This is a genomic window from Streptomyces sp. NPDC050617 (assembly GCF_040654795.1).
GTDB lineage: Bacteria > Actinomycetota > Actinomycetes > Streptomycetales > Streptomycetaceae > Streptomyces.
Map to the genome: position 1 here is coordinate 1 of NZ_JBFAIS010000052.1, position 23,427 is coordinate 23,427.

Genomic DNA, 23,427 nt, shown 5'->3' on the forward strand with positions numbered 1-23,427 from the left:
GGGACCACGGCGGCCGTGGTCCCGCACCCCGCCCCTGCCCCCTTGTCATGGAATGTCGTATCCCTCGTCCCGCAGTTCGGCCTTCGCCGCCGTCAGGGCCGCCCGGTCCGCGTCGGGGCCGCCGGGCCGGGCCGGGAGCAGGGCGACGACCCGGCTGTGCCCGCGGCGTACGGCGGTGTGCCGGCGGGCCACGGCGGCGAGCCCCTGCCCGGGGCCCGCCTCCACGAGGACCCGGCCGCCGGTGTCCAGCAGCGCGCCCAGGGCGGACCAGAACCACACCGGGTCCACGGGCTGGCGCGCCCAGAACTCCGGGCTCACCGCCTGTTCGGCGGTGAGCGGGGCCGCCGTGTAGCCGGAGTAGACGGGGGTGCCGGGCGGGCGCCGGGGCACGGCGGCGAGCAGGCGCTCGGCGCCCTTCGCGTACGGTGCGAGCGCGGGGCTGTGGAAGGCGGACAGCGCGGGCACCGGCCGGAAGACGAGGCCGTCGGCGCGCAGCCGCTCGCCGACGGCGCGCAGTTCGTCGCCGGGGCCCGAAAGGACCGTCTGGCCGGGGGCGTTGACCGCGCCGACGGCCACCTGACCGCCGAGGTACGGGGCCAGCCGTTCGGGGGTGGCCGCGACCGCGAGCATGCCGCCCGGCGGGGAGTCGGCCAGCCGCACCACCCGGTCCAGCACCACGCGGGCCGCGTCGCGCACCGGGAACACCCCGGCGAGCGTGGCGGCGGCCAGTTCGCCGATGCTGTGCCCGAGGAGCGCCACCGGGCGGATGCCCCAGCTCAGCACCAGCCGGCCCAGCGCGTAGTCGACGGCGAAGAGCAGTGGCTGGGAGCGCAGCACGTGGTCCAGCGGCACCTCCGGCCGCTCCGCCGCCAGCCAGTCCGCGCGCATCATCGCGCCGTGCCGGCCCATCGCGTCGAGCACCTCGTCGAACGCCGCCGCGAACACGGGCTCGGACGGGTGGAGGCCGGCGGCCATGGCCCGGTGCTGGGAGCCCTGGCCGGGCAGCAGCAGCGCCACCGGCCGGGGCGCGCCGGGTCCGGAGCGCGGGCCGCCGGTGTCCGCCGCCGCGGCCGTCGTCATGCGAGCCGGCCGGCGGCCGCGGCGATCCGCTCGTCGGTCGCGGTGAAGGCGATCCTGACGTGGCGTTCGCCGGCGGTGCCGTAGAAGGTGCCGGGGGCGACGAGGATGCCCCGTTCGGCCAGGTCCTTGAGCGTGGTCCAGCACGGTTCGTCGCGGGTCGCCCACAGGAACAGGCCGCCCTCGGAGTGCTCGATCGTGAACCCGGCGGACCGCAGCGCCCCGCTCAGCACCTCCCGGCGGCGCGCGTAGCGGGCGCGCTGCTCGTCCACGTGCGTGTCGTCGTCCAGGGCGGCGACCATGGCTGCCTGTACGGGGCCGGGCACGGCGTGCCCGGCGTGTTTGCGCACCGACAGGAGCCGCCGTACGAGGTGCGGGTCGCCGGCGCAGAACCCGGCGCGGTACCCGGCGAGGTTGGAGCGTTTGGAGAGCGAGTACACGGCCAGCAGCCCGTCGTGGCTGTCCCCGCACACCCGCGGGTCGAGGAGGGACGGCGGGCGCCGGTCCCAGCCGTACTCGATGTAGCACTCGTCGTCGGCCAGGACCACGCCGCGCTCCCTGGCCCAGGCCACGAGCTCCCGCAGCTCGGCCACGGTGAGGATCCTGCCGTCGGGGTTGGACGGCGAGTTGAGCCAGACGACCTTGGGGCGCTCCCCCGCGAGGTCGAGGGGCGAGGCGACGGGCCGGGAGTCGGCTCCGGCGAGGCGGGCGCTGACGTCGAAGGTGGGGAAGGCCAGCCGGGGGAAGGCGACGAGGTCGCCGGGGCCGGCGCCGAGCATCGCCGGGAGCCAGGCGATGAGTTCCTTGGTGCCGACGGCGGGCAGTACGGCGGAGGGGTCCACCCGCACGCCGTGCCGGCGGCTCAGCCACCCGGCGGCCGCCGCGCGCAGTTCGGGGGAGCCCTCGGTCGGCGGGTAGCCGGGGGCGTCGGCGGCGCGCGCCAGGGCCTCGCGGACGGGGCCGGGGGTGGGGTCGACCGGTTCGCCCATGGCCAGGTTGACGATCCCGTCGGGGTGTTCGGCGGCACGTTTGCGGTGCGGCAGAATCACCTCCCAGGGGAATTCGGGCATGTCCTTCATTTCTGCTCCTCGATTCCCCAGGCGATGACGCGGCGGGGGTGTATGCGGATCATTTCGTCCGCGCAGTGCGGGCGGCGTTCTCTGCCGCCGGTGTCCAGGGCCTCGGCGATTCCGTGGATGACGACGGCCCGTACGACTTCGGGGTCCCGGCTGGGAATGTCGTCGACGACGAAGGAGACCCGGCCGTCCGCCCGGACATTCCTGAACTTGCGGCTCTCTCCCATGCCGCGGCCGGTGATCTCGATGGTGCCGCGCTCCGCGTCGACCTCGAACGAGACGGGGACGTTGTGCGGCTCACCGCTCACCCCGACCGTCGCGAGCCGACCGTAGCCCTGCTGGCGCAGGTAGGCGATCTGCTGTGCGCTGAACGGCATTTCACGCCCTCTTATCCGTAGGGGACCCCGACACGGTAGACAGCACTGCTAGAGCGCCCGTCCAGGCGCGGAGCGGGGAATTGGGCTGGACGTCGGCTCTAAGCTCCGCTGCCAGCATGCTCGGCACGATCACTCGTTTTCGGAACTCGAAAGAGGCATGGATGCGATACGACGTGGATGTGGTGGTGGCCGGGGCCGGGCCCACCGGTCTGATGCTCGCCGCGGAACTGCGGCTGGCCGGCGCCCGCGTTCTTGTGGTGGAGCGGCTGGCGGAGCCGGTCGATTTCTCCAAGGCCCTCGGAATGCACTCGCGCAGCGTCGAAATCCTCGAAATGCGCGGCCAGGCCCAGGACTTCCTGGACGGCGCCTCGACGCTGAAGGGCGGCAACTTCGCGAGCCTCGGCGTGCCGCTGCAGTTCCAGGACTTCGACACCCGGCACCCGTATGTGCTGTTCATCCCCCAGGTCCGCACGGAGCAGCTGCTGACCCGGCGCGTCCTGGAGCTGGGCGGTGAGCTGCGCCGCGGGCACGCGCTGTCCGCGCTGGCGCAGGACGAGGAGTCGGTCACCGTCCAGATCGACGGCCCCGACGGTCCGTACGAGGTCCGCAGCCGCTATCTGGTGGGGTGCGACGGCGGCGGCAGCACGGTGCGCAAGCTCCTCGACGTCGATTTCCCGGGCCAGGAGCCGCACATGTTCGCGGTGATCGCGGACGCCAGGTTCAGTGAGGAGCTGCCGCGGGGCGAGGGCATGGGGCCGATGCGCCCGTACGGGGTGATGCGGCACGATCTGCGGGCCTGGTTCGCGGCGTTCCCGCTGGAGCCCGACGTGTACCGGGCGACGATCGCGTTCTTCGACCGGCCGTACGCGGACCGGCGCGCCCCGATCACCGAGGAGGACGTGCGGGCCGCGCTGCGCGAGGTCGCCGGGAGCGATCTGGGGATGCACGACGTGCGGTGGCTGTCCCGGCTGACGGACACCTCCCGGCAGGCCGAGCGGTACCGGTCGGGGCGGGTGCTGCTCGCCGGGGACGCCTGCCACATCCATCTGCCGGCCGGCGGTCAGGGGCTGAACCTGGGGTTCCAGGACGCGTTCAACCTCGGCTGGAAGCTGGGCGCGGTGGTCGCGGGCACGGCGCCGGAGGGGCTGCTCGACACGTACGAGGCGGAGCGGTACCCGGTCGCGCAGGGGGTGCTGCGCAATACGCGCGCGCAGGCGGTGCTCATCGATCCGGATCCGCGGTACGAGGGGCTGCGGGAGCTGATGATCGAGCTGCTGCATCTGCCGGAGACGAACCGGTATCTGGCGGGGCTGGTCTCCGCATTGGACCTGCGCTACGACATTCCGGGCGAGCACCCGCTCATCGGGCGCCGCGTCCCCGATCTGACGCTGGCGACCGCGGAGGGCGAGCGGCGGCTGGGCGAGTACTTCCACAGCGGGCACGGCGTGCTGCTGACGCTTCCGTCCGCACCGGACGCGGCCGATCTCGTCACGGGCTGGAAGGGCCGGGTGGACGTGGTGGCCGCGACGGGCGTGCGGGAGCCGTACGTCCCCGACCCCGAGGTGTCCGCGCTGCTGATGCGCCCGGACGGCTATGTCTGCTGGGCCGGCCCGGCGGCGGGGGGCCAGGAGGGGCTGGCGGAGGCCCTGCACACGTGGTTCGGCGGGCCGGCGGAGTAGTCCTCGCCACGCTCCCGCGCGGTTTCGCGCATATCGGCGTCCGGTCCCCCGCCTTCCCGGGCCGAACGCTCACTCCCAGCCAAGATGATCAAGGAGAGCCATGTCCGCGTCACAGCTCGCGCCGGTCGCCCAGGCCCGCTCGATCCTTCAGCTCAACACCGCCTACCACCAGGCCAAGGTGTTGCACACCGCCGTCGAACTGGGCCTGTTCGAACTGCTGGCGTCCGGTCCCGCGACCGTCGAGGAGGTGAAGAAGGGGCTGGGCGTCGCCCACCCCCTGGCCCAGGAGTTCCTGGACGCCCTCGCGGCCCTCGGCCTGCTGGAGGCGGACGGCGACCGGTTCGCCAACAGCGGGGCCGCGACCGCGTTCCTGGTCCCCGGCTCCCCGTCCTACCTGGGCGGCAGCGTCCTGCAGCACGCCCGCAAGCACTACCGGGTATGGGGCGAGCTGACGACGGCGCTGCGCGAGGGCCGGGCCGAGTCCGGGGCCGAGGCGCACGGTCCCGAGGCGTATCCGAAGCACTACGCGGACCCCGACCGGGCGCGGCAGGCGATGGCGCATTTCGACACGTTCAGCTCCTTCACCGCCGATGAGCTGGCCCGCCGCGTGGACTGGCGGCCGTACCAGTCCTTCGTCGACATCGGCGGCGCCCGCGGCCAGCTGGCGTCGCGGATCGCGCTGGCCCATCCGCATCTGTCCGGGGCGGTCTTCGACCTGCCGGCGCTGGAGCCGCTCTTCGACGAGCTGGCGGCGGCGCGCGGCGTGGCCGACCGGCTGCGGTTCTACGGCGGCGACTTCCTGAGCGACCCGCTGCCGGAGGCGGACGTGGTCGTCACCGGGCACGTCCTGCCGGACTGGCCGGACGAGCAGCGGCGGGAGCTGCTGCGCCGCATCCACGGCGCGCTGCGGCCGGGCGGGGCGCTGATGATCTACGACCTGATGGCCGACCCGGAGTCCGAGTCGGTGCACGACGTGCTCCAGCGGCTGAACCACGGACTGATCCGCGGCGACAGCTCGTCCTGCACGCTGGCCGAGTGCCACGCGTCCGTCGCGGAGGCGGGGTTCGAGGTCACCCGGACGGAGCAGCTCGACAATCTTCTCGGGGACTGGCTGATTGTCGCCACAAAGCGCTGACGAGGGATAACCCCTCTTGCTACCGTGACGCGACCGCCGGAGGCGACACGTTCGGGCCACCGGGGACCGGTTCGGCGAATGGAGAGCAAGGAACATCATGCGGCAGGCGACCGAGATTTCGACGGAAGAAGACCGAATGGCCACATATCAGACAGCGAAGAGCATTCATGAAGAAGCTGAACCTGGGGATTCTCGCCCACGTTGACGCCGGCAAGACCAGTCTCACCGAACGCCTCCTGCACCGGACCGGCGTCATCCACACGGTGGGCAGCGTCGACAAGGGGACCACACAGACCGACTCCATGGAGCTGGAGCGGCAGCGGGGGATCACGATCCGCTCGGCCGTCGCCTCCTTCGTCCTCGACGACCTCAAAGTCAATCTGATCGACACTCCGGGCCACTCCGACTTCATCTCCGAGGTGGAGCGGGCGCTCAGGGTGCTCGACGGCGCCGTACTGGTGGTATCGGCGGTGGAAGGGGTCCAGCCGCAGACCCGCATCCTGATGCGGACGCTGCAGAAGCTGGCGATCCCCACCCTGCTGTTCGTCAACAAGGTCGACCGCCGCGGCGCGCGCTGCCGAGGACTGCTCGACGACATCGCCAAGAAACTGACCCCGCACGCCGTCGCGATGACCTCCGTGGAGGACATCGGGACCCGAGGGGCGCGCGCCCGTGCCCGCACCGTGGAGGACGAGGAGTTCGCCGCGTATCTGGCGGAGGCGCTCGCCGAGGACAGCGACGCGTTCCTGGCGGCCTATCTCGACGACGACCGGCGGCTGACGCAGAAGGAGTACGACGCGGAGCTGGCCCTCCAGACCGGGCGCGGCCGAATCCATCCGGTGTTCTTCGGCTCCGCCGTGACGGGCGAGGGCATCGATGAACTCCTGCACGGCGTGCAGGTCTTCCTGCCGTCCGTGCACGCCGACGCGGACGCGCCGCTCAGCGGCACCGTCTTCAAGGTCGACCGGGGGGCGCGCGGCGAGAAGCTCACGTATCTGCGGCTGCGGTCCGGCTCCCTCGGCACCCGCGACCAGGTGACGTTCCACCGCACCGACCACTCCGGCCTCGTCAGCGAGCACCCGGTGAAGATCACCTCGCTCCAGGTCTTCGAGCACGGCTCCACGACCGTGGAGACGCGGGCGACGGCCGGGGACATCGCCAAGATCTGGGGGCTCAAGGAGGCGCGCGTCGGCGACCGGCTCGGCCCCGAGGACGAGCAGGCGCCGCGGAACTTCTTCGCGCCGCCCAGCCTGGAGACGGTCGTCAGGTCCGAGCGGCCGGGGGAATCGGCACGGCTGCACGCCGCGCTCCAGGCCCTGAGCGAGCAGGACCCGCACATCGAACTGCGGCAGGACCAGTACGCCGACGGCGCCGTGCTGCGGCTCTACGGAGAGGTGCAGAAGGAGATCATCCGGACCACGCTCGCCGAGGTGTACGGCGTCGCGGCGTACTTCGAGCAGACCCGGACCGTCCATATCGAGAAGCCCGTCGGGGTGGGCTCCTGGCTGGAGGAGCTCGACACCCGCACCCGCAACTACTTCTGGGCGACGGTGGGGCTGCGGGTGGAGCCGGCGCAGCCCGGCGCGGGCGTCGTCTTCCGGCTGGGCGTGGAGCTGGGGTCGCTGCCGCGGGCCTTCCACACGGCCATCGAGGAGACCGTGCACACGACGCTGGACCACGGGCTGTACGGCTGGCAGGTGACGGACATCGCCGTCACGCTCACGCACTCCGGTTTCGCGAGCCCGGTGAGCGCGGCGGACGACTTCCGCAAGGTCACCCCGCTGGTGCTGATGACGGCGCTCAAGGAGGCCGGGACGCAGGTGTACGAGCCGGTGAGCGGCTTCGACATGGAGCTGCCGCCGGACAGCCTGAGCCCGGTGCTGGCGAAACTGGCGGAGCTGGGCGCGCATCCGCAGCCGCCCACGGCGCGGGAGGACGCTTACCGGCTGACCGGGAGCATGGAGTCGAGCAAGGTCCATGAATTCGAGCAGCAGGTGCCGGGACTCACCCAGGGAGAAGGGGTGTTCCTCTCCGAATTCCAGGGTTACCAGCCCGTTCAGGGGCGTTTTCCGTCGCGGCCTCGGCCCGGGGGCGCGAATCCGCTGAACCGCGATGAGTACATCCTGCACACGGTGAAGCGCCTCTGACGGCCGGCGCTTCACGCGCTCGCGCCCCGGCCGGTCCGTCCCCCCGCAGCAGAACGGGGAGCGGACCGGCCGGGGCGTTCGCGTTCAGGCCCGGAAGCGCCGAAAGGACTTCACCGGGGGAAGGGCCGGGAGGAGCCGTCAGGACCAGGAAGGGACGCTGAAGGCGCCGGCCCGCGGCGCCGGCGGGCCGCTCCTGCCGCGGGGCGGGGCGACGATCAGCACCGACTTGGCCTTGTTCACCGCGTCGATTCTGGAGACGGCTCCCAGTTTGTCGAAGATATTGCGGAGATGGCGCTTCACCGTCGCTTCGGTGATCTCCAGCCGGGAGGCGATCTGCCCATTGCTCATGCCCTGCGCCACATTCTCGATGATCTGTAATTCCCGCGCCGAGAGCCGCGGTCCGTCCTGGTCGCGGGCGGCCACCAGGCTTTCGGTGGGCAGGGAGAGCACGATCTGATCGGGGTGGACGACCACACTGCGAATGGCGGTGATGACCTCTTCCCGCATGACGTTCTTGGCGAGGAAGGCGCTCACCCGCAGCCGCAGGGCCTCCCGGACGAGCGCCGGGTGGTTGCAGGACGTCAGCACGATGCACCGCGAATTCGGCGAGACCCTTTTCATCTCGGCGAGCATCGACACAATTCCGCCCGCATCCGGGCCGTCCAGCAAAATGACGTCCGGCCGCTTCTCCGCGGCAATGCGTATCGCCGTCTCGCTGTCGGCGATACCGCCGACGACCTCGATATCGAGCTCCTTGGCCAGCACTTCGCACAACGTTTCCCGGAGCAGCCCCTGATCGTCCACCACCAGGACCGTAATCGCGCTATTGATCGCCACTTTCTCCCCGCCACCAATCTTCCCGGTCCGTCCCCGCACAGCACCAGCGCGAGCATCTTGTTCGAACAGCACACCGGCCGTCAAGCGATCCCGTCGGACCACTTTCAACTACCGTGAATGCCTTGGGCCACCGGCGGTCCGGTTCCCCGAGAAAGAAAAGTCAGTCGAAATCAATTCGAAGTGCGGCCCCCCACCAAACGCACACCCGACAGCGGTAAGGGCATCCATACCCCTGCACCGTGCCGCATATTCGCCGCGCTTCGAACGTCCCCAAGGAGATCTCAACCACAACGCGGCAGTCAAGCCCCGCGCCCGGAATCCGCAATCAGAAACTCCCTGCTCACGCGCGGCGGCCGGCCTCTGGATCCTACGCGCTCCGGATGGTGCGACCACTCACCGGCCCCGTCTGCGGACCGCGAATACCCTGTCCGATTTGACGCATTTTGTTATTCCGTTCCGAACGGAACTGGTGTATAAGCCCCCGAGGGTGGAGACGCGCCTCCAATACGGCTCCAAGCAACCGCGAAGTCCCCATGGGAGCGTTCCCCTGAACGGTGCGTCCGTACCGCTCCGCCACTCACTCGGGAGGCCATATCTCGCGGGCACGGGAGCCAATACCAAAATCCATCGCGGCGAACCGCCCATTCGACGAATTATGTGCGGCCCCGGCACACGACAGCACCCGGCCGCGATCGGCCGGGTGCTGTCGTCGTGGGCGGCGCGCCGGGCCTTCGGTCCGTACGGCGCGCCGGTCCGTCATGGCGCGGGCAGATCCACCAGGGCGGCCAGGGCCTCGCGGTGGCGGCCGGGCGCGCCGAGGGCGATCTGGTCGGCCTTGGCGCGTTTGAGGTACAGGTGCGCGGGATGCTCCCAGGTCATGCCGATGCCGCCGTGGAGCTGTACGCACTCCTCGGCGGCCCGTACCGCCACCTGCCCGCAGTAGGACTGCGCGACGGCCACGGCGACGGCCACGGCGACGGCCGCGTCGGCGCCGCTCGCGCCGTCGGCGGCCAGCGCGTCGGCGGCGTTGCGGGCCGCCGCGCGGGCCGAGGCGACCTGGAGCCAGAGTTCGGCGAGCCGGTGCTTGATCGCCTGGAACGAGCCGATGGGGCGGCCGAATTGATAGCGCTCCCCCGCGTACCGGACGGTTTCGGTGAGGCACCACTCGGCGATGCCGAGCTGTTCGGAGGCGAGCAGCCCGGCCCCGGCCAGGAGCGCCGCTCCGACGGAGGCCGCCGCGCGCTCCTCCCCCGCGATCCGGCGGGCGGGCGCCGCGGTGAGGGTGACGCGGGAGAGCGGGCGGGTGCGGTCGAGCGGGGTGATACCCGTGACCCGTACGCCCTCTGACGCCGCGTCAACGGTGTAGAGGCCGCCGTCGGCCCGTACGAGCAGCAGCTCGGCGCCGGCCGCGCCCGCGACCGTGTCCACCTCGCCGCTGAGGGTCCCGGCGGCGTCCGCCCGTACGGTCGCCGGCGGCGGCGTGCCCGGTGCGGCAGGCAGGGGGACCGCGAGCGCCCCGACGCGGCGGCCCTCGGCGAGCGCGCGCAGCGGCTCGGCCACCGCGTCCCGCGCGGTGTCGCAGGCCAGCAGCGCGGACACCGCGAGGACGGCGCTGGTGAGGTATGGCACGGGCGCGACGGTGCGGCCCAACTCCTCCAGTACCACGGCGGTTTCGCGCGCGCTCGCGCCCTGGCCGCCGAGCTTCTCGGGTACGAGCAGCCCGGCCGTTCCCATGTCCCCGGCGAGCACGCCCCACAGGGCGGCGTCGTACGGGCGGTCCGACTCACTGTGGGCGAGGACGGCGGCGGGCGTGGCCCGGTCGGCGAGCAACGACCGTACGGCGGACCGCAGATCGTCCTCGGCCTCCGAGTAGAGCAGGTCCGGCTCGGTCATCGGGGCAGATCCTTCCAGGCGACGTCCTTGTCGGTGCGCGGCTCCGGCGGCAGGCCCAGCACGCGTTCGGCGACGATGTTGAGCAGGACCTCCGAGGTGCCGCCCTCGATGGAGTTGCCCTTGGTCCGCAGATAGCGGTAGCCGGCCTCGCGGCCGGTGAAGTCGACGCCCTCGGGCCGCCGCATGGTCCAGTCGTCGTAGGCGAGGCCGTCGGCGGCGATCAACTCGACCTCCAGGCCGCTGATTTCCTGGTTGAGGCGGGCGAAGGAGAGCTTGAGGCCGCTCCCTTCGGGGCCGGGCTGGCCGATGGCGAGCTGCTGGCGCAGGCGTTCGCCGGTGAGCCGGGCGACCTCCGCCTCCACCCACAGGGACAGCAGCCGCTGGTGCAGGTCGTGGGTGCGCAGTTCGGGGCGGGTGCGCCAGGTCTCGGCGGCGACGCCGATCATGCCGCCCTCGCGCGGCACGCGGGCGCCGCCGATGGCGACCCGCTCGTTCATCAGCGTGGTGCTCGCCACCCGCCAGCCCTCGCCGACGCCGCCGAGCCGGTGCGCGTCGGGGATGCGCACGCCGGTGAGGAAGACCTCGTTGAACTCGGCCTCCCCGGTGATCTGGCGCAGCGGGCGCACCTCGACGCCGGGGTCGCTCATGTCGCAGACGAAGTAGGTGATGCCCTGGTGCTTGGGCAGCTCGGGGTCGGTGCGGGCGATGAGGATCGCCCAGCGGGCCAGGTGCGCGCCGGACGTCCAGACCTTCTGCCCGTCGACGGTCCAGGTGTCGCCGTCGCGTACGGCGCGGGTGGCGAGCGCCGCGAGGTCGGAGCCCGCGCCGGGCTCGCTGAACAGCTGGCACCACACCTCCTCGCCCGTCCACAGGGGGCGCAGGAAGCGCAGCTTCTGCTCCTCGGTGCCGTAGCGCAGGATGGTGGGGGCGGCCATGCCCAGCCCGATGCCGATGCGGCGCGGGTCGTTGTCGGGGGCGCCCGCCGCCGCCAGCTCGCCCTCCACGACCGGCTGGAGGGAGCGCGGCGCGTCGAGCCCGCCGAGGCCCTCGGGGAAGTGCACCCAGGCGAGTCCGGCGTCGAAGCGGGCGCGCAGGAAGTCGAGGCGGCCGGTGGTGGCGGGGTCGTGCGCGGCGAGCAGGGCGGCGGTGCGGCGGCGCAGGCCGTCGGCGTCGACCGTGGTCATCGGCGCTCCCCGGACCGGCCGGGCTCGATCACGACGCGGCCGGTCGTGGTGCCGTCGGCGACGCGCTGCACGGCGTCGGCCGCGCCGCCGAGCGGCACGCGTTCGCTGACGAGCGGCTTGACCTTGGCCTCGGCGGCGAGTTTGGCGAGGTCGTCGTGGCAGGCCCGTACGGCGTCCGGGTCCTTGGTGTTGTACAGGCCCCAGTGGAGGCCGAGGATCGCGTAGTTCTTGACGAGCGCGTGGTTGAGGGCTGCGCTCGGGACGGCGCCGCTCGCGAAGCCGACGACGACGATGCGGCCCTCGAAGGCCACGCACTTGGTGGACTTGGCGAAGGCGTCGCCGCCGACGGGGTCGTAGACGACGTCGGCGCCCCGGCCGCCGGTGGCCTCCTTGACGACGCCGACGAAGTCCTCCTCCCGGCGGTCGACGACGAGGTCGCAGCCCAGGTCGCGGGCGACGACCGCCTTGCCCGCGCCGCCGACGACGCCGATGACGGTGGCGCCGGCGGCCTTGCCGAGCTGTACGGCCGCGCTGCCGACGCCGCCGGCCGCGGCGTGGACGAGCAGGGTCTCCCCGGCCGCCAGGCGCGCCCGGCGGTGCAGGCCGAACCAGCCGGTCTGGTAGCCGATGTGCAGGGCGGCGGCCTCGGCGTCGTCCAGCGCGTCGGGGGCGGGGAGCACGGTGCGGGCGGCGACGACCGCGCGTTCGGCGAAGGCGCCGGCCGGGAGCGCGGGCTGCGCGAGCACCCGCGCGCCGATCTCCCCTTCCGCGCCTTCGCCGAGGGCGAGGATCTCGGCGCACATCTCGACGCCGGGGGTGAAGGGCAGCGGGGGCCGCACCTGGTACTGGCCCCGGCACAGCAGGGCGTCGGGGAAGTTGACGTTCGCGGCGCGGACGCCGACCAGCAGCTCGCCCGGTCCGGGCGCGGGGTCGTCCACCTCCTCCAGCCGCATCACGTCGCGGGGTTCGCCGTTCTCGTGCACTCGCCATGCCTGCATTGGGTGGCCTCCCACAAGCCGTCTCGCGTACGCGCGCGGTCCCGCGCCGGGCACATACTAACCAGTCGGTATTTGGGAGGGACAGGGGTGACCGGACGCCCCCGGCGGAGCCGAGGGCGCGATCGCCGGGGCGCGCAAGGGCAACGGCGGCCCGGTGACCCCGGCCGGGCGGGGAACGCACGGCCGGACCGTACGCCGGGCGACCGTACGCGGCCGGCCCCGCGCGAGCCGCCCGCGCACGGCCGGCCGGCCGGTCAGGCCAGCGGCCCGGTGGAGCCCCGCGGCTCCAGCGACGGCAGGTCGTCCTGGATGCGGACCGCCGCTCCCCCGTCCAGCAGCGCGACCAGCTGCTCGGCGGCGTGCCGGCCGAAGGTCGCGGTGTCGCGGGTCAGGGCGGTCAGGGCGGGGTGGGTGGCACGGCACAGGACGGAGTCGTCCCAGGCCACGATGGAGAGCCGGTCCGGCACGGACACGCCGCGCTCGGAGGCGACGGCCAGGCCCGCGACGGCCATGACGTCGTTGTCGTAGACGAGCGCGGTGGGCGGCGGGTCCCCGGCGAGCACCCGCCGGGTGGCCTCGGCGCCGCCCGCGTCGGAGTAGTCGGTGGTCACTGAGCGCGCCTCGGTCAGGCCCCGGCGATCGGCCTCGGCGCGCAGGGAGGCCATCCGGGCCTGGGTGTGGGCGAGTTCGGGCAGCCCCGCGATGTGCACGATGCGGCGGTGGCCGAGGCCGTGCAGATGGTCGACGATCGAGGCCATCGCGCCCGCGTCGTCGGCCCAGATGTTGGATATGGCGTGGCCCTCCGCGAGGGCGGCGCCCGTGGAGCCGACGACCACGGCGGGCAGTCCCAGTTCGTCGAGGAGCGCGGGCCGCGGATCGCCGTCGCGCGGGTCGACGACGATCAGGCCGTCCACCCGGTGCTCGGCCCACCAGCGGCGGTAGACCTCGCACTCGGCGTCGACGTCCTCGACGACCTGGAAGAGCAGGCCGAGCCTGCGGTGCGAGAGCACCTCCTGCACGCCCGAGACGAGCTGGAGGAAGAACGACTCGACGCCGAGCGTGCGGGCCGGGCGCGCGAGCACCAGCCCGATGGTCGCCGAGCCCTCGCCGGACAGCGCGCGGGCGGCGGTGCTGGGCTGCCAGCCGAGCTGTTCGGCGACCCGGCGGATGCGGTCGCGGGTGGTCTCGGAGACGCCGGGGCGGTCGTTGAGCGCGAAGGACACGGCGCTCTCGGAGACGCCCGCACGGCGCGCGATGTCCTTCATCGTAGGTCGTCTGGCCGGTGTGCGGCGCATGCGTCTCCTCCTGCTCCCCCGCCCGCCGGGGCAGGTCCGGCGGGTCCGTTCCACTAAAGCGCTTGAGTGACAACACACTAAAGCGCATTAGTCTTCCGCGGAAGTATTGACTTAACTCTTCTTCGGGGCGAAAGTTTTGTCCGCCCCCTCCTGGCCCGATCGAAGGAGCTCGTCGGCCATGCCCATATCTCGTAGAACCCTCGCCCTCGCCGCACCGGCGCTCGCCTGTGCCCTGACGCTCACCGCCTGCGGTTCGGGCGGTGACAGCGGCGGCGGCAGCAGCGCCTCCGGCAAGATCGAGGGCGACATCAGCTTCCAGACCTGGAATCTGCGCGCGGGCTTCAAGGACTACTTCGAAGGTCTGGTCAAGGAGTTCGAGAAGCAGAACCCCGGCGTCAAGGTCAAGTGGCTGGACCAGCCGGCCGAGAACTACGCCGACAAGCTGAGCGCCGACGCCGGCGCCGGCACGCTGCCCGATGTGGTGAACCTCTCACCGGACCTGGCCTATCCGCTCGCCAAGGCCGGCGTGCTGATGAACATGGACAAGGAGCCGGCCACCTCGAAGTTCAAGGGCGAGTACACGCCCGAGGGGTGGAAGGGCACCGCGATGCCCGGCCTGGACGGCTCGTACGCCTTCCCCTGGTACCTGAACACCGGCCCGCTGTTCTACAACAAGGCGCTGTTCAAGAAGGTCGGGCTCGACCCGGAGAAGCCGCCGAAGTCGTTCGACGACCTGTTCACCGACGCCAACAAGATGGCGAAGGAGTCCGGCGGCAAGATCGCCACCCTGGCTTCCACCCCGGCCATCGAGGACATGGGCCGCTACGGCGTCAAGCTCATGAACGCGGACTCCACGGAGTTCACGTACAACGAGCCGAAGGGCGTGGAGTTCCTCACCAAGTACAAGGAGCTGTACGACAGCGGCGGCCTCGACGCGCAGTCGCTCACGAACACCCCCGAGAAGGCGGGCCAGAAGTTCCTGGAGCAGAAGGTCGCCATGAATCCGGGCAGCGCCCTGGACCTGTCGAACTTCAAGAAGAACGCGCCCTCGCTCTACAAGAATCTGGGCATCACCGACGCGCCCAACAACAACGGCAAGCCCAACATGTACGTCATGGGCCTGGCCGTGAACAACCAGAGCAAGCACAAGGCCGCGGCCATCGCCTTCGCGCACTTCGTGACGGACAAGAAGAACCAGGAGTCCTTCGCGCACAAGGTCACCGTCTTCCCCAGCACGAAGGGCTCGCTGGAGGAGCCGTACTGGACCAAGGAGGACGGCACCGATGAGGGCCGCGTCCGGGTCGCCTCGGCCAAGATGCTGAAGGGCGCGGTCAATTACACGCCCGTCGTGCTCAGCGACGAGATGAAGACCATTCTGAAGAACGAGGTCGCCAAGGCCCTGCAAGGCAAGAAGTCGCCGAAGCAGGCGCTCGACGACGCCGTCGCGCAGAGCAACAAGCTGCTGAAGCAGAACTGACGGTAAAGAACATGGAACGGCCCGCCAAGCGCATCCGCACCCATAGGGCGATCAGTCCCTGGCTCTTTCTGCTGCCCGGCGTCGGAGTCATCGCCGCCTTCAACCTGTATCCCTTCTTCACCACCATCTACAAGGCGTTCACCGACGCCCGCACACTGACCTCGGGCAACTGGGTCGGACTCCAGAATTTCCAGACGATGATCCACGACGATCAGTTCTGGACCGCGCTGCGCAACAGCGGGCTGTACGTGCTCCTGGTGGTGCCCTTCACCGTTCTGCTCCCCCTGTTGCTGGCCATGCTGGTGCAGAAGCAGATGCCCGGTATCGCCTTCTTCCGCTCCGCGTTCTACACCCCGGTCGTGGCGTCCGTCGTGGTCGTCGGTCTGATCTGGGTCTGGATCCTGGACGACCGGGGCCTGGTCAACGGCATCCTCAATGTCCTGGGGGCGGGTCCCGTCAAGTTCCTGGGCGATCAGTGGCTGCTGCTGCTGAGCGCGATGGCCCTGACCATCTGGAAGGGCCTCGGGTACTACATGATCATTTACCTGGCGGCGCTCGCCAACGTGCCGCAGGAGCTGCACGAGGCGGCGGCCGTCGACGGGGCCGGGCCCATCCGCCGGTTCGTCTCCGTCACCATGCCCTCCGTCCGCCCCACCATGGTGCTGGTCGGCGCGCTCTCCTCGGTGAACGCCTTCAAGGTCTTCTCGGAGGTCTTCCTGCTGGCCGGCCCGTCCGGCGGCCCGGCCGGCGAGGACACCACGCTCGTCATGCTCGTCCAGCGGGTGGGCACCGGCCTCAACGGCCGGGTCGGCTACGCCTCGGCCATCTCGCTGATCGTTTTCGTCATCGCACTGCTGCTGATGCTGCTGGTGCTGCGCGCCGACCGCAAGGAGGAGCCCCGGTGAAGCGCCTGTCCGGGTGGGAGAAGACCCTCCGCTACGTCCTGCTCCTGGTGGTCCTCGTCATCACCGTCGGCCCGTTCCTGTGGCAGCTGTCCACCTCGCTCAAGGGCACCACCGAGGACATCTACACCTATCCTCCGAAGCTGCTGCCCGAGCACCCGACGCTGAAGAACTACTCCGGCGTCGCCGACATCATCCCGGTCTGGGACTACGCGCTGAACTCGCTGAAGGTCGCCCTCACCAACGTGGTGACCAACGTCATCGGCGCGTCCATGGCCGGCTACGCGCTGGCGCGGCTCCGCTTCAAGGGCCGCAAGATCGCGGGGCTGGCCGTCGCGATGGCGCTGCTCGTGCCGCTGGAGGCCATCATCATCGCGCAGTTCACGATGATGCGTGACCTCAACCTCAACAACACGCTCACCGCCGTGGTGCTGCCGGGCGCGGTCAGCGCCCTGAACGTGATGCTGATGCGCAACGCGTTCTCCAACCTGCCGTACGAGATCGAGGAGGCGGCCGTCATCGACGGCGCCAACGTCTGGCAGCGGTTCGTGCGCATCGCGCTCCCCTCGGTCAAGGGCACCATCGCGGTCGTCGCGATCTTCGCCTTCATGGGCGCCTGGGACGACTTCCTGTGGCCGCTGATCGTGCTGTCCGACTCCTCGAACTTCACGCTGACCGTCGGCCTCAACTTCCTGCACGGCACGTTCCAGCAGAACCCGCGGCTCGTCGCCGCCGGCACGATCATCGCCGTGGCCCCGCTCATCGTGATGTTCGCCTGCCTCCAGCGGTTCTTCTTCCGCGGCGTCGGCGAGGGCGCCGTCAAGGGCTGACCCCGGCCCCGCGCCCCGCCCCGCACACCCCACACCGCACGACTCCGAACAGGATCTCCCCCGCATGACCGCACCCCGCTTCGGCGTCAACTACACCCCCACCCGGGGCTGGTTCCACCACTGGCTCGACTTCGACCTCGACGAGGTGCGGGCCGATCTCGACTCCATCGCGGAGCTCGGCCTCGACCACATCCGGGTCTTCCCGCTGTGGCCCGTCTTCCAGCCCAACCGCACCCTGATCCGGCCGCGCGCCGTCGAGCAGCTGGTCCAGCTCGTCGACGCGGCCGGCGAGCGCGGCCTCGACGTCAACGTGGACGGCCTCCAGGGCCACCTGTCCAGCTTCGACTTCATCCCGTCCTGGACCGCCACCTGGCACCGCCGCAACATGTTCAGCGACCCGGACGTCGTCGAGGCCGAGGCCGCGTATCTGCGGACGCTCTCCGCGGCCCTGGCCGGCCGGGACAACTTCCTCGGCATGACCGTCGGCAACGAGGTCAACCAGTTCTCCGGCGACCCGCACCCCGACCCCGACCGGATCGACGCCGAGCAGGCCGGGACGTGGCTGCGCCGGATGGTCGACGCCTGCGAGGAGGGCGCGCCGGGCAAGATGCACCTGCACGCCTCGTACGACGCCGCCTGGTACCTCGACGGGCACCCCTTCACCCCGGCGCACTCGGCCCGGATCGGGGCCGCGACCGCCGTGCACTCCTGGGTGTTCAACGGCACCGCGCAGCGCCACGGCCGCGACGGCGCGGCGACCGAGCAGCACGCCGCGTACCTCATCGAGCTGTCCAAGGCGTGGGCGAAGGACGCGCACCACCCGGTGTGGCTCCAGGAGGTCGGCGCGCCCGCCCCGCACATCCCGGCCGAGCACGCCGCCGCCTTCACCGAGGCGACCGTCGCGAACGCGCTGGACTGCCCGGACGTCTGGGGCGTGACGTGGTGGTGCTCCCACGACGTCGACCGGTCCCTGGGCGACTTCCCGGAGCTGGAGTACGGTCTCGGCCTGCTCACCAACGACCGCCGCGTCAAGCCCGCGGGCGAGGCCATCGCCCGGACCGTACGGGAGTGGAAGGGTCGCCAGTACCGGCCCGAGCCGCGGACCACCGCGCTCGTCCTGGACGCGAGCGGCCTCGACGCCTCCGAGACGGCACCGGTGCGCGCGCAGTGCGGGCCGGGCGGCGCGTACTTCGAGGCGTGGATGCGGCTCGCCGCGCGCGGCGTGCGCCCGGCCGCGGTACTCGCCGAGTTCGCGAACGACGCCGCGCATCTGGCGGCGCGCGGCATCACGGATGTCCTCACGATCGACCAGGCCGGCTGAGTCCCACCGGCCGACCGCAGCACCACCGAGTCCTCGTCGCCCCCGCGCAAAGGAGCGCACCATGATCGAGAGACCCGCACAGCCCGTACCGGCCGGCCCCGGCCGCCGTCTTCTGCTGGGGGCGGGGGCGGCGACTGCCGCAGCCCTCGCCCTGCCCGCCGGCCGCGCGAGCGCGGCCCCGGCCCGTCCCCCGGGGCGGGCCGGGGGCGCGGCGGACGGCGGCCTCCAGCCGTACGCCGCGTACTGGTTCCCCGACTCCCTGCCCAGCGGCAGCCCCGGCGAGGGCGTCGTCTGGCGCTCCCTCAAGAAGTGGACGCCCGCCTCGGACGCGGACCTGGCGTTCAACAAGGCGACGGTTCCGCTCGCGGAGCGGTTCACGCCCGCGCCCGCGAACGGCACGGCCCGCGCCGGCCAGGCCCGCGTCTCGGCGCTGGCCGCCTTCGACCACACGGCGGGCAACCCCTCGCAGGGGTCGGCGACCGCCGACTACTACGCCCTGACCCACTGGGCGTACCTGGACGAACTGGTCTTCTGGGGCGGGTCGTCGGCCGAGGGGCTGATCCTCGCCCCGAACGCGCCCGTCGTGGACGCCGCGCACCGCAACGGCGTGCCGGTGCTCGGCACGATATTCCTGCCCCCGGCCGCGTACGGCGGGCAGCTCGCGTGGACCCGCGATCTCGTGCGGCGGGCCGCCGACGGGAGTTTCCCGATCGCGGACAAGCTGATCGCGGTGGCTCGCGCGTACGGCTTCGACGGCTGGTTCCTCAACGCCGAGACCGGCGGCGGCGACGCCCCGCTCGGCGCGGCCATGCGGGACTTCGTCGCGTATCTGCGGGAGCACGCCGAGGGGCTGCGCGTCACCTGGTACGACGCGATGACCGAGGCCGGTTCCGTCGACTGGCAGAACGCGCTCAACGACCGCAACGCGGCCTTCTTCCGCGCCTCCGACTCGATGTTCCTGAATTTCAACTGGACCCGCTCCGGGCTCGCCGCGTCCGGGAAGTTCGCGGAGCGCCTGGGCCGCGGCCGGTACGAGCTGTGGGCGGGCGTGGACGTCGAGTCCAACGGCTGGGACACGCGGGTGGACTGGGACGCGGTCGTGCCCGCGAACGGTCCGCACGTCGCCTCGTACGGCTTCTACCGCCCCGAGTGGACCTGGACCAGCCTGCCGAAGGACAAGCGCTCGCCCGCCGAGTTCCACGCCCGCGACGACCGCTTCTGGACGGGCCCCGCGCTCGACCCGTCGGCGCCGACGGACGGGTCCTGGCGGCCGGCCGCCGCGTCGGTCGCGGACCGCTCCACGCTGACCGCGCTGCCCTTCGCGACGAGCTTCAACACCGGCCACGGCACCGGCTGGTACGAGCGGGGCGAGCGCACCGGCGACGCCGCCTGGAATCACTTGGGGCTCCAGGACCGGCTGCCGGGCCGCCGCTGGGTGATCCACACCGGCGGGGCGCGTCCGCAGGTCTCCTTCGACTTCGATGACGCCTGGCGCGGCGGCACCAGCCTCCTCGTGAGCGGCACGCTCGGCTCGCCCGCGACCGTGGAGCTGTTCACGGCGCGGCTGCCGGTGTCGGAGTCGACCGTCGTGGAACTGGCCCACCGCACCGACGCCGGTTCGGGCGGGGTGCGCGTGGAGCTGGCCGTGTCCACGGAGGAGCCCTACCGCTTCGCCTACATCGACGCGGGCGCCCTCCCGGCCGGCGGCCGGGGCTGGTCCACGGCCACGCTCCGCCTGGGCCGGGCGCTGCGCGGCGCGAAGGCCCGTACGCTGCGCGCCGTCGGAATCCGCCTCACCGCCGCCGACGGCACCCCGGTCCGCTGGCGGCTGGGCTCCCTCGCGATCCGCGACGCGGCGGCGTCCGGGCCGCGTAAGCCGGGCCCGCTCGATGTCACCGCCGCGCACCGCGGGGCGGACGGCGCGGCGGCGCTGCGGCTGTCCTGGGGCCGGGCGACCGGCCCCGTACGCCATTACGAACTGCACCAGGTCCTGCCGGGCGGCGCGCGCCGCTTCCTCGGCGGGACCTGCGGGACGGCCTTCTACGTGCCGTCGCTGCGGCGCGCGTCCCAGGAGGCGGCCACCCGGGTCGAGCTCCGTACGGTGGACGAGCTGTTCGCCTCATCAGACCCTGTATCCACCACCTTCCGCTGGTAGCACTCGCTAAGGAATCTTTTCCATGCACAACGACCGTTCCGTCACCGAAGCCCGCCTCAAGCGGGTCCTCGACGAGCGCATCCGCCCCGCCCTCTACCCCGAGTCGGTGCCGCTGACCGTCGGCGTGTGGAACGCGCCCGGCGAGCCCGTACCCGTCGAGGAGGGGATCGCCGCCGCCCGTACGCCGATCGAGGTGGGCGCCCCCTGGGGTCCGCCGTGGGGCACCAGCTGGTTCACCGTCACCGGGACCGTGCCCGCCGAGTGGGCGGGACGGACCGTGGAGGCCGTGCTCGACCTCGGCTTCGACGAGAACATGCCCGGCTTCCAGTGCGAGGGGCTGATCTACCGGCCCGACGGCACCCCGGTCAAGGGCCTGAACCCGCGCAACCAGTGGGTGCGGATCGGGGCCCCGGCCGAGGGCGGCGAGAAGGTGGAGCTGCACATCGAGGCGGCCTCCAACCCCGTGCTGCTCGACTACCACCCCTTCCTCCCCACCGAGCTCGGCGACAAGGAGACCGCGGGCAGCGAGCCGCAGTACAAGCTGGCCCGGATGGACCTCGCGGTCTTCGACGACGCCGTGTGGGAGCTCGTCCAGGACCTGGAGGTGCTGGGCGAGCTGATGGCCGAGCTGTCCACCGACTCGCCGCGCCGCTGGGAGATCCTGCGGGCCGTGGAGCGGGCGCTGGACGCCGTGGACCTCCAGGACGTGGGCGGCACGGCCGCGCGCGCCCGCGAGGAGCTGACGGAGGTGCTGTCCGCCCCGGCGCACGCCTCCGCGCACCGGATCAGCGCGATCGGCCACGCGCACATCGACTCGGCGTGGCTGTGGCCGCTGCGCGAGACGGTCCGCAAGGTGGCCCGTACGACGTCGAACATGACGGCGCTGCTGGAGGACGAGCCGGAGTTCGTCTACGCGATGTCGCAGGCCCAGCAGTTCGCGTGGATCAAGGAGCACCGGCCGGAGGTCTACGCCAAGGTCAAGAAGGCCGTGGCCGAGGGCCGGTTCGTGCCGGTCGGCGGCATGTGGGTGGAGTCGGACACCAACATGCCCGGCTCGGAGGCGCTGGCCCGGCAGTTCGTGCACGGCAAGCGGTTCTTCATGGACGAGTTCGGGATCGAGCCGCAGGAGGTCTGGCTGCCGGACACCTTCGGCTACTCGGCGTCGCTGCCGCAGATCGTCAAGCAGGCGGGCGCCAAGTGGTTCCTGACGCAGAAGATCTCGTGGAGCCAGACCAACAAGTTCCCGCACCACACCTTCTGGTGGGAGGGGCTGGACGGCACCCGCGTCTTCACGCACTTCCCGCCGATGGACACGTACAACGCGCAACTGTCGGGCAAGGAGGTCGCGCACGCGGTCGCCAACTTCCAGGAGAAGGGCTCGGCGACGCGTTCGCTCGCGCCGACCGGCTGGGGCGACGGCGGCGGCGGCACGACCCGCGAGATGCTGGCGCGCGCCAAGCGCCTGAAGGACCTGGAGGGTTCGGCGAAGGTCGTCTTCGAGAAGCCCTCGGAGTTCTTCGAGAAGGCGCACGCGGAGTACCAGCACGCCCCGGTGTGGGTCGGTGAGCTCTACCTGGAGCTGCACCGGGCGACGCTGACCAGCCAGGCGAAGACGAAGCAGGGCAACCGGCGCTCCGAGCACCTGCTGCGCGAGGCGGAGCTGTGGGCGGCGACGGCCGCGGTGCGGGCCGGGTTCGCCTACCCGTACGAGCGGCTGGACCGGCTGTGGAAGGCCGTGCTGCTGCTCCAGTTCCACGACATCCTGCCGGGCACCTCGATCGCGTGGGTGCACCGCGAGGCGGCGGAGCGGTACGCGGCGATCGGCGCGGAGCTCACCGAGATCATCGAGGCGGCGCAGACGGCCCTCGCCGGCGACGCGGCCTCCGGCACGTCCGTGGTCTTCAACGCAGCCCCGCACGCCCGTGCCGGGGTCGCGGCGGGCGCCGCGGCGGTGGCCGCCGACAGCGGCCGGCCGGTGTCGGCCGAGGCGCGCGAGGACGGCTCCTTCGTGCTGGAGAACGGGCTGCTGCGGGTCGTCGTGGACGGCCGCGGGCTCGTCGTCTCGGCGTACGACCTGGTGGCGGAGCGGGAGACGATCGCGCCGGGCGAGGCCGCCAACCTCCTCCAGCTGCACCCCGACTTCCCGAACATGTGGGACGCCTGGGACGTCGACCACTTCTACCGGAACACCGTCACCGACCTCACCGACGTCGAGTCGGTGGAGCTGGTGGACGGGGGCTCCGTGCGGGTCGTGCGGGCCTTCGGCGAGTCCCGCGTCGAGCAGCTGCTGACCCTCCCGGCCGGCGAGCGGCGCCTGGACATCGACACCGAGGTGGACTGGCACGAGACGGAGAAGTTCCTCAAGACGGCCTTCCCGCTGGACGTGCACGCGGACCGGACGGCGGCGGAGACGCAGTTCGGCCACCTGTACCGGGCGACGCACACCAACACCAGCTGGGACGCGGCGAAGTTCGAGGCGTGCCAGCACCGCTTCGTGCACGTGGAGGAGCCGGGCTGGGGCGTGGCCGTCGTCAACGACTCGACGTACGGCTACGACGTGACGCGCGCCGTGCGCGAGAGCGACACGGGCACGACCACCACGGTGCGGCTCTCCCTGCTGCGCGCCCCGCGCTTCCCCGACCCGCGCACCGACCAGGGCGTGCACCGCTTCCGGTACGCGCTGGTGCCCGGCGCGTCGATCGGCGACGCGGTGCGCGAGGGCTACCGCGTGAACCTGCCGGAGCGCCGGGTGCCGGGCGACGCGCAGGTGGCGCCGCTGGTGACGGTGGCCGACGACGCCGTGGTGGTGACGGCGGTGAAGCTCGCGGACGACGGCAGCGGCGATGTCGTGGTGCGGCTGTACGAGTCGCGCGGCGGCCGGGCCCGTACCAAGCTCACCGCCGGCTTCGCGCTGGCCTCGGCCGCGTACTGCGACCTGCTGGAGCGTCCGACCGCCGAGGCCGAGGCGGTGGACGGCGAGATCTCCCTGTCCCTGCGTCCGTTCGAGATCGCGACGCTGCGCCTTGTGAAGGAGTGACCCACTC

The 23,427-nt window shown here is 72.0% G+C and carries 17 protein-coding genes; 9 read left to right on the forward strand and 8 right to left on the reverse strand.

What is annotated here, in order from left to right:
- Positions 1–45: 45 nt before the first annotated feature.
- From AB0I49_RS37215 to AB0I49_RS37225, 3 genes are read right to left on the reverse strand one after another with little or no spacing between them, the layout of a single operon-like run.
- A complete protein-coding gene (locus AB0I49_RS37215) occupies positions 46–1,080 on the reverse strand; it encodes an acyltransferase domain-containing protein (protein WP_363231655.1) in 1,035 nt (344 codons plus the stop codon).
- The gene (gene dapC, locus AB0I49_RS37220; RefSeq protein WP_363231656.1) at positions 1,077–2,156 is read right to left on the reverse strand and encodes a succinyldiaminopimelate transaminase; all 1,080 of its coding nucleotides are present in this window, start codon (positions 2,154–2,156) and stop codon (positions 1,077–1,079) included. Before dapC ends, AB0I49_RS37215 begins: the two co-directional genes overlap by 4 nt.
- Positions 2,153–2,530: a PPOX class F420-dependent oxidoreductase gene (locus AB0I49_RS37225; RefSeq protein WP_363231657.1), complete on the reverse strand. Its 378-nt coding sequence runs from the start codon at positions 2,528–2,530 to the stop codon at positions 2,153–2,155. Before AB0I49_RS37225 ends, dapC begins: the two co-directional genes overlap by 4 nt.
- A 161-nt stretch (positions 2,531–2,691) precedes the next feature.
- Between AB0I49_RS37225 and AB0I49_RS37230 the strand changes: the two genes are divergently transcribed.
- The 3 genes from AB0I49_RS37230 (at position 2,692) to otr(A) (ending at position 7,491) form a co-directional block, all read left to right on the forward strand.
- The gene (locus AB0I49_RS37230; protein ID WP_363231658.1) at positions 2,692–4,209 is read left to right on the forward strand and encodes an FAD-dependent monooxygenase; all 1,518 of its coding nucleotides are present in this window, start codon (positions 2,692–2,694) and stop codon (positions 4,207–4,209) included.
- A gap of 100 nt (positions 4,210–4,309) precedes the next feature.
- Positions 4,310–5,344, forward strand: a complete 1,035-nt coding sequence (locus tag AB0I49_RS37235) for a methyltransferase (protein ID WP_363231659.1) — start codon at positions 4,310–4,312, stop codon at positions 5,342–5,344.
- Between the two features lie 167 nt (positions 5,345–5,511).
- On the forward strand, positions 5,512–7,491 hold the full coding sequence (gene otr(A), locus AB0I49_RS37240) for a tetracycline resistance ribosomal protection protein Otr(A) (protein WP_363231660.1): 1,980 nt from the start codon (positions 5,512–5,514) through the stop codon (positions 7,489–7,491).
- 138 nt (positions 7,492–7,629) lie between these two features.
- Here the strand turns inward: otr(A) and AB0I49_RS37245 are convergent, their stop codons facing one another.
- The 5 genes from AB0I49_RS37245 to AB0I49_RS37265 all read right to left on the reverse strand — a co-directional run bounded on the left by AB0I49_RS37245 (position 7,630) and on the right by AB0I49_RS37265 (position 13,698).
- Complete coding sequence (locus AB0I49_RS37245; protein WP_363231661.1) at positions 7,630–8,328, reverse strand: response regulator transcription factor; 699 nt, start codon at positions 8,326–8,328, stop codon at positions 7,630–7,632.
- Between the two features lie 756 nt (positions 8,329–9,084).
- Complete coding sequence (locus AB0I49_RS37250; protein ID WP_363231662.1) at positions 9,085–10,221, reverse strand: acyl-CoA dehydrogenase family protein; 1,137 nt, start codon at positions 10,219–10,221, stop codon at positions 9,085–9,087.
- Positions 10,218–11,405: an acyl-CoA dehydrogenase family protein gene (locus AB0I49_RS37255; RefSeq protein WP_363231663.1), complete on the reverse strand. Its 1,188-nt coding sequence runs from the start codon at positions 11,403–11,405 to the stop codon at positions 10,218–10,220. The genes AB0I49_RS37250 and AB0I49_RS37255 overlap by 4 nt, the downstream gene beginning before the upstream one ends.
- Positions 11,402–12,403, reverse strand: coding sequence for an NADPH:quinone oxidoreductase family protein (locus AB0I49_RS37260; protein ID WP_363231664.1), 1,002 nt, complete (start codon positions 12,401–12,403; stop codon positions 11,402–11,404). The genes AB0I49_RS37255 and AB0I49_RS37260 overlap by 4 nt, the downstream gene beginning before the upstream one ends.
- Before the next feature lie 254 nt (positions 12,404–12,657).
- The gene (locus tag AB0I49_RS37265; protein WP_363231665.1) at positions 12,658–13,698 is read right to left on the reverse strand and encodes a LacI family DNA-binding transcriptional regulator; all 1,041 of its coding nucleotides are present in this window, start codon (positions 13,696–13,698) and stop codon (positions 12,658–12,660) included.
- 178 nt (positions 13,699–13,876) lie between these two features.
- Between AB0I49_RS37265 and AB0I49_RS37270 the strand changes: the two genes are divergently transcribed.
- The 6 genes from AB0I49_RS37270 to AB0I49_RS37295 all read left to right on the forward strand — a co-directional run bounded on the left by AB0I49_RS37270 (position 13,877) and on the right by AB0I49_RS37295 (position 23,420).
- Entirely contained in the window at positions 13,877–15,175 is a 1,299-nt protein-coding gene (locus AB0I49_RS37270) for a sugar ABC transporter substrate-binding protein (protein ID WP_363231666.1), read from the forward strand.
- Positions 15,176–15,186: 11 nt separating this feature from the next.
- The gene (locus AB0I49_RS37275) at positions 15,187–16,080 is read left to right on the forward strand and encodes a sugar ABC transporter permease (protein WP_363231667.1); all 894 of its coding nucleotides are present in this window, start codon (positions 15,187–15,189) and stop codon (positions 16,078–16,080) included.
- On the forward strand, positions 16,077–16,907 hold the full coding sequence (locus AB0I49_RS37280; RefSeq protein ID WP_363231668.1) for a carbohydrate ABC transporter permease: 831 nt from the start codon (positions 16,077–16,079) through the stop codon (positions 16,905–16,907). Before AB0I49_RS37275 ends, AB0I49_RS37280 begins: the two co-directional genes overlap by 4 nt.
- A gap of 64 nt (positions 16,908–16,971) precedes the next feature.
- A complete protein-coding gene (locus AB0I49_RS37285; RefSeq protein WP_363231669.1) occupies positions 16,972–18,228 on the forward strand; it encodes a glycosyl hydrolase in 1,257 nt (418 codons plus the stop codon).
- 61 nt (positions 18,229–18,289) lie between these two features.
- Complete coding sequence (locus tag AB0I49_RS37290; RefSeq protein WP_363231670.1) at positions 18,290–20,383, forward strand: endo-beta-N-acetylglucosaminidase; 2,094 nt, start codon at positions 18,290–18,292, stop codon at positions 20,381–20,383.
- 22 nt (positions 20,384–20,405) lie between these two features.
- The gene (locus AB0I49_RS37295) at positions 20,406–23,420 is read left to right on the forward strand and encodes a glycoside hydrolase family 38 C-terminal domain-containing protein (protein WP_363231671.1); all 3,015 of its coding nucleotides are present in this window, start codon (positions 20,406–20,408) and stop codon (positions 23,418–23,420) included.
- The last annotated feature ends 7 nt before the right edge of the window (positions 23,421–23,427 follow it).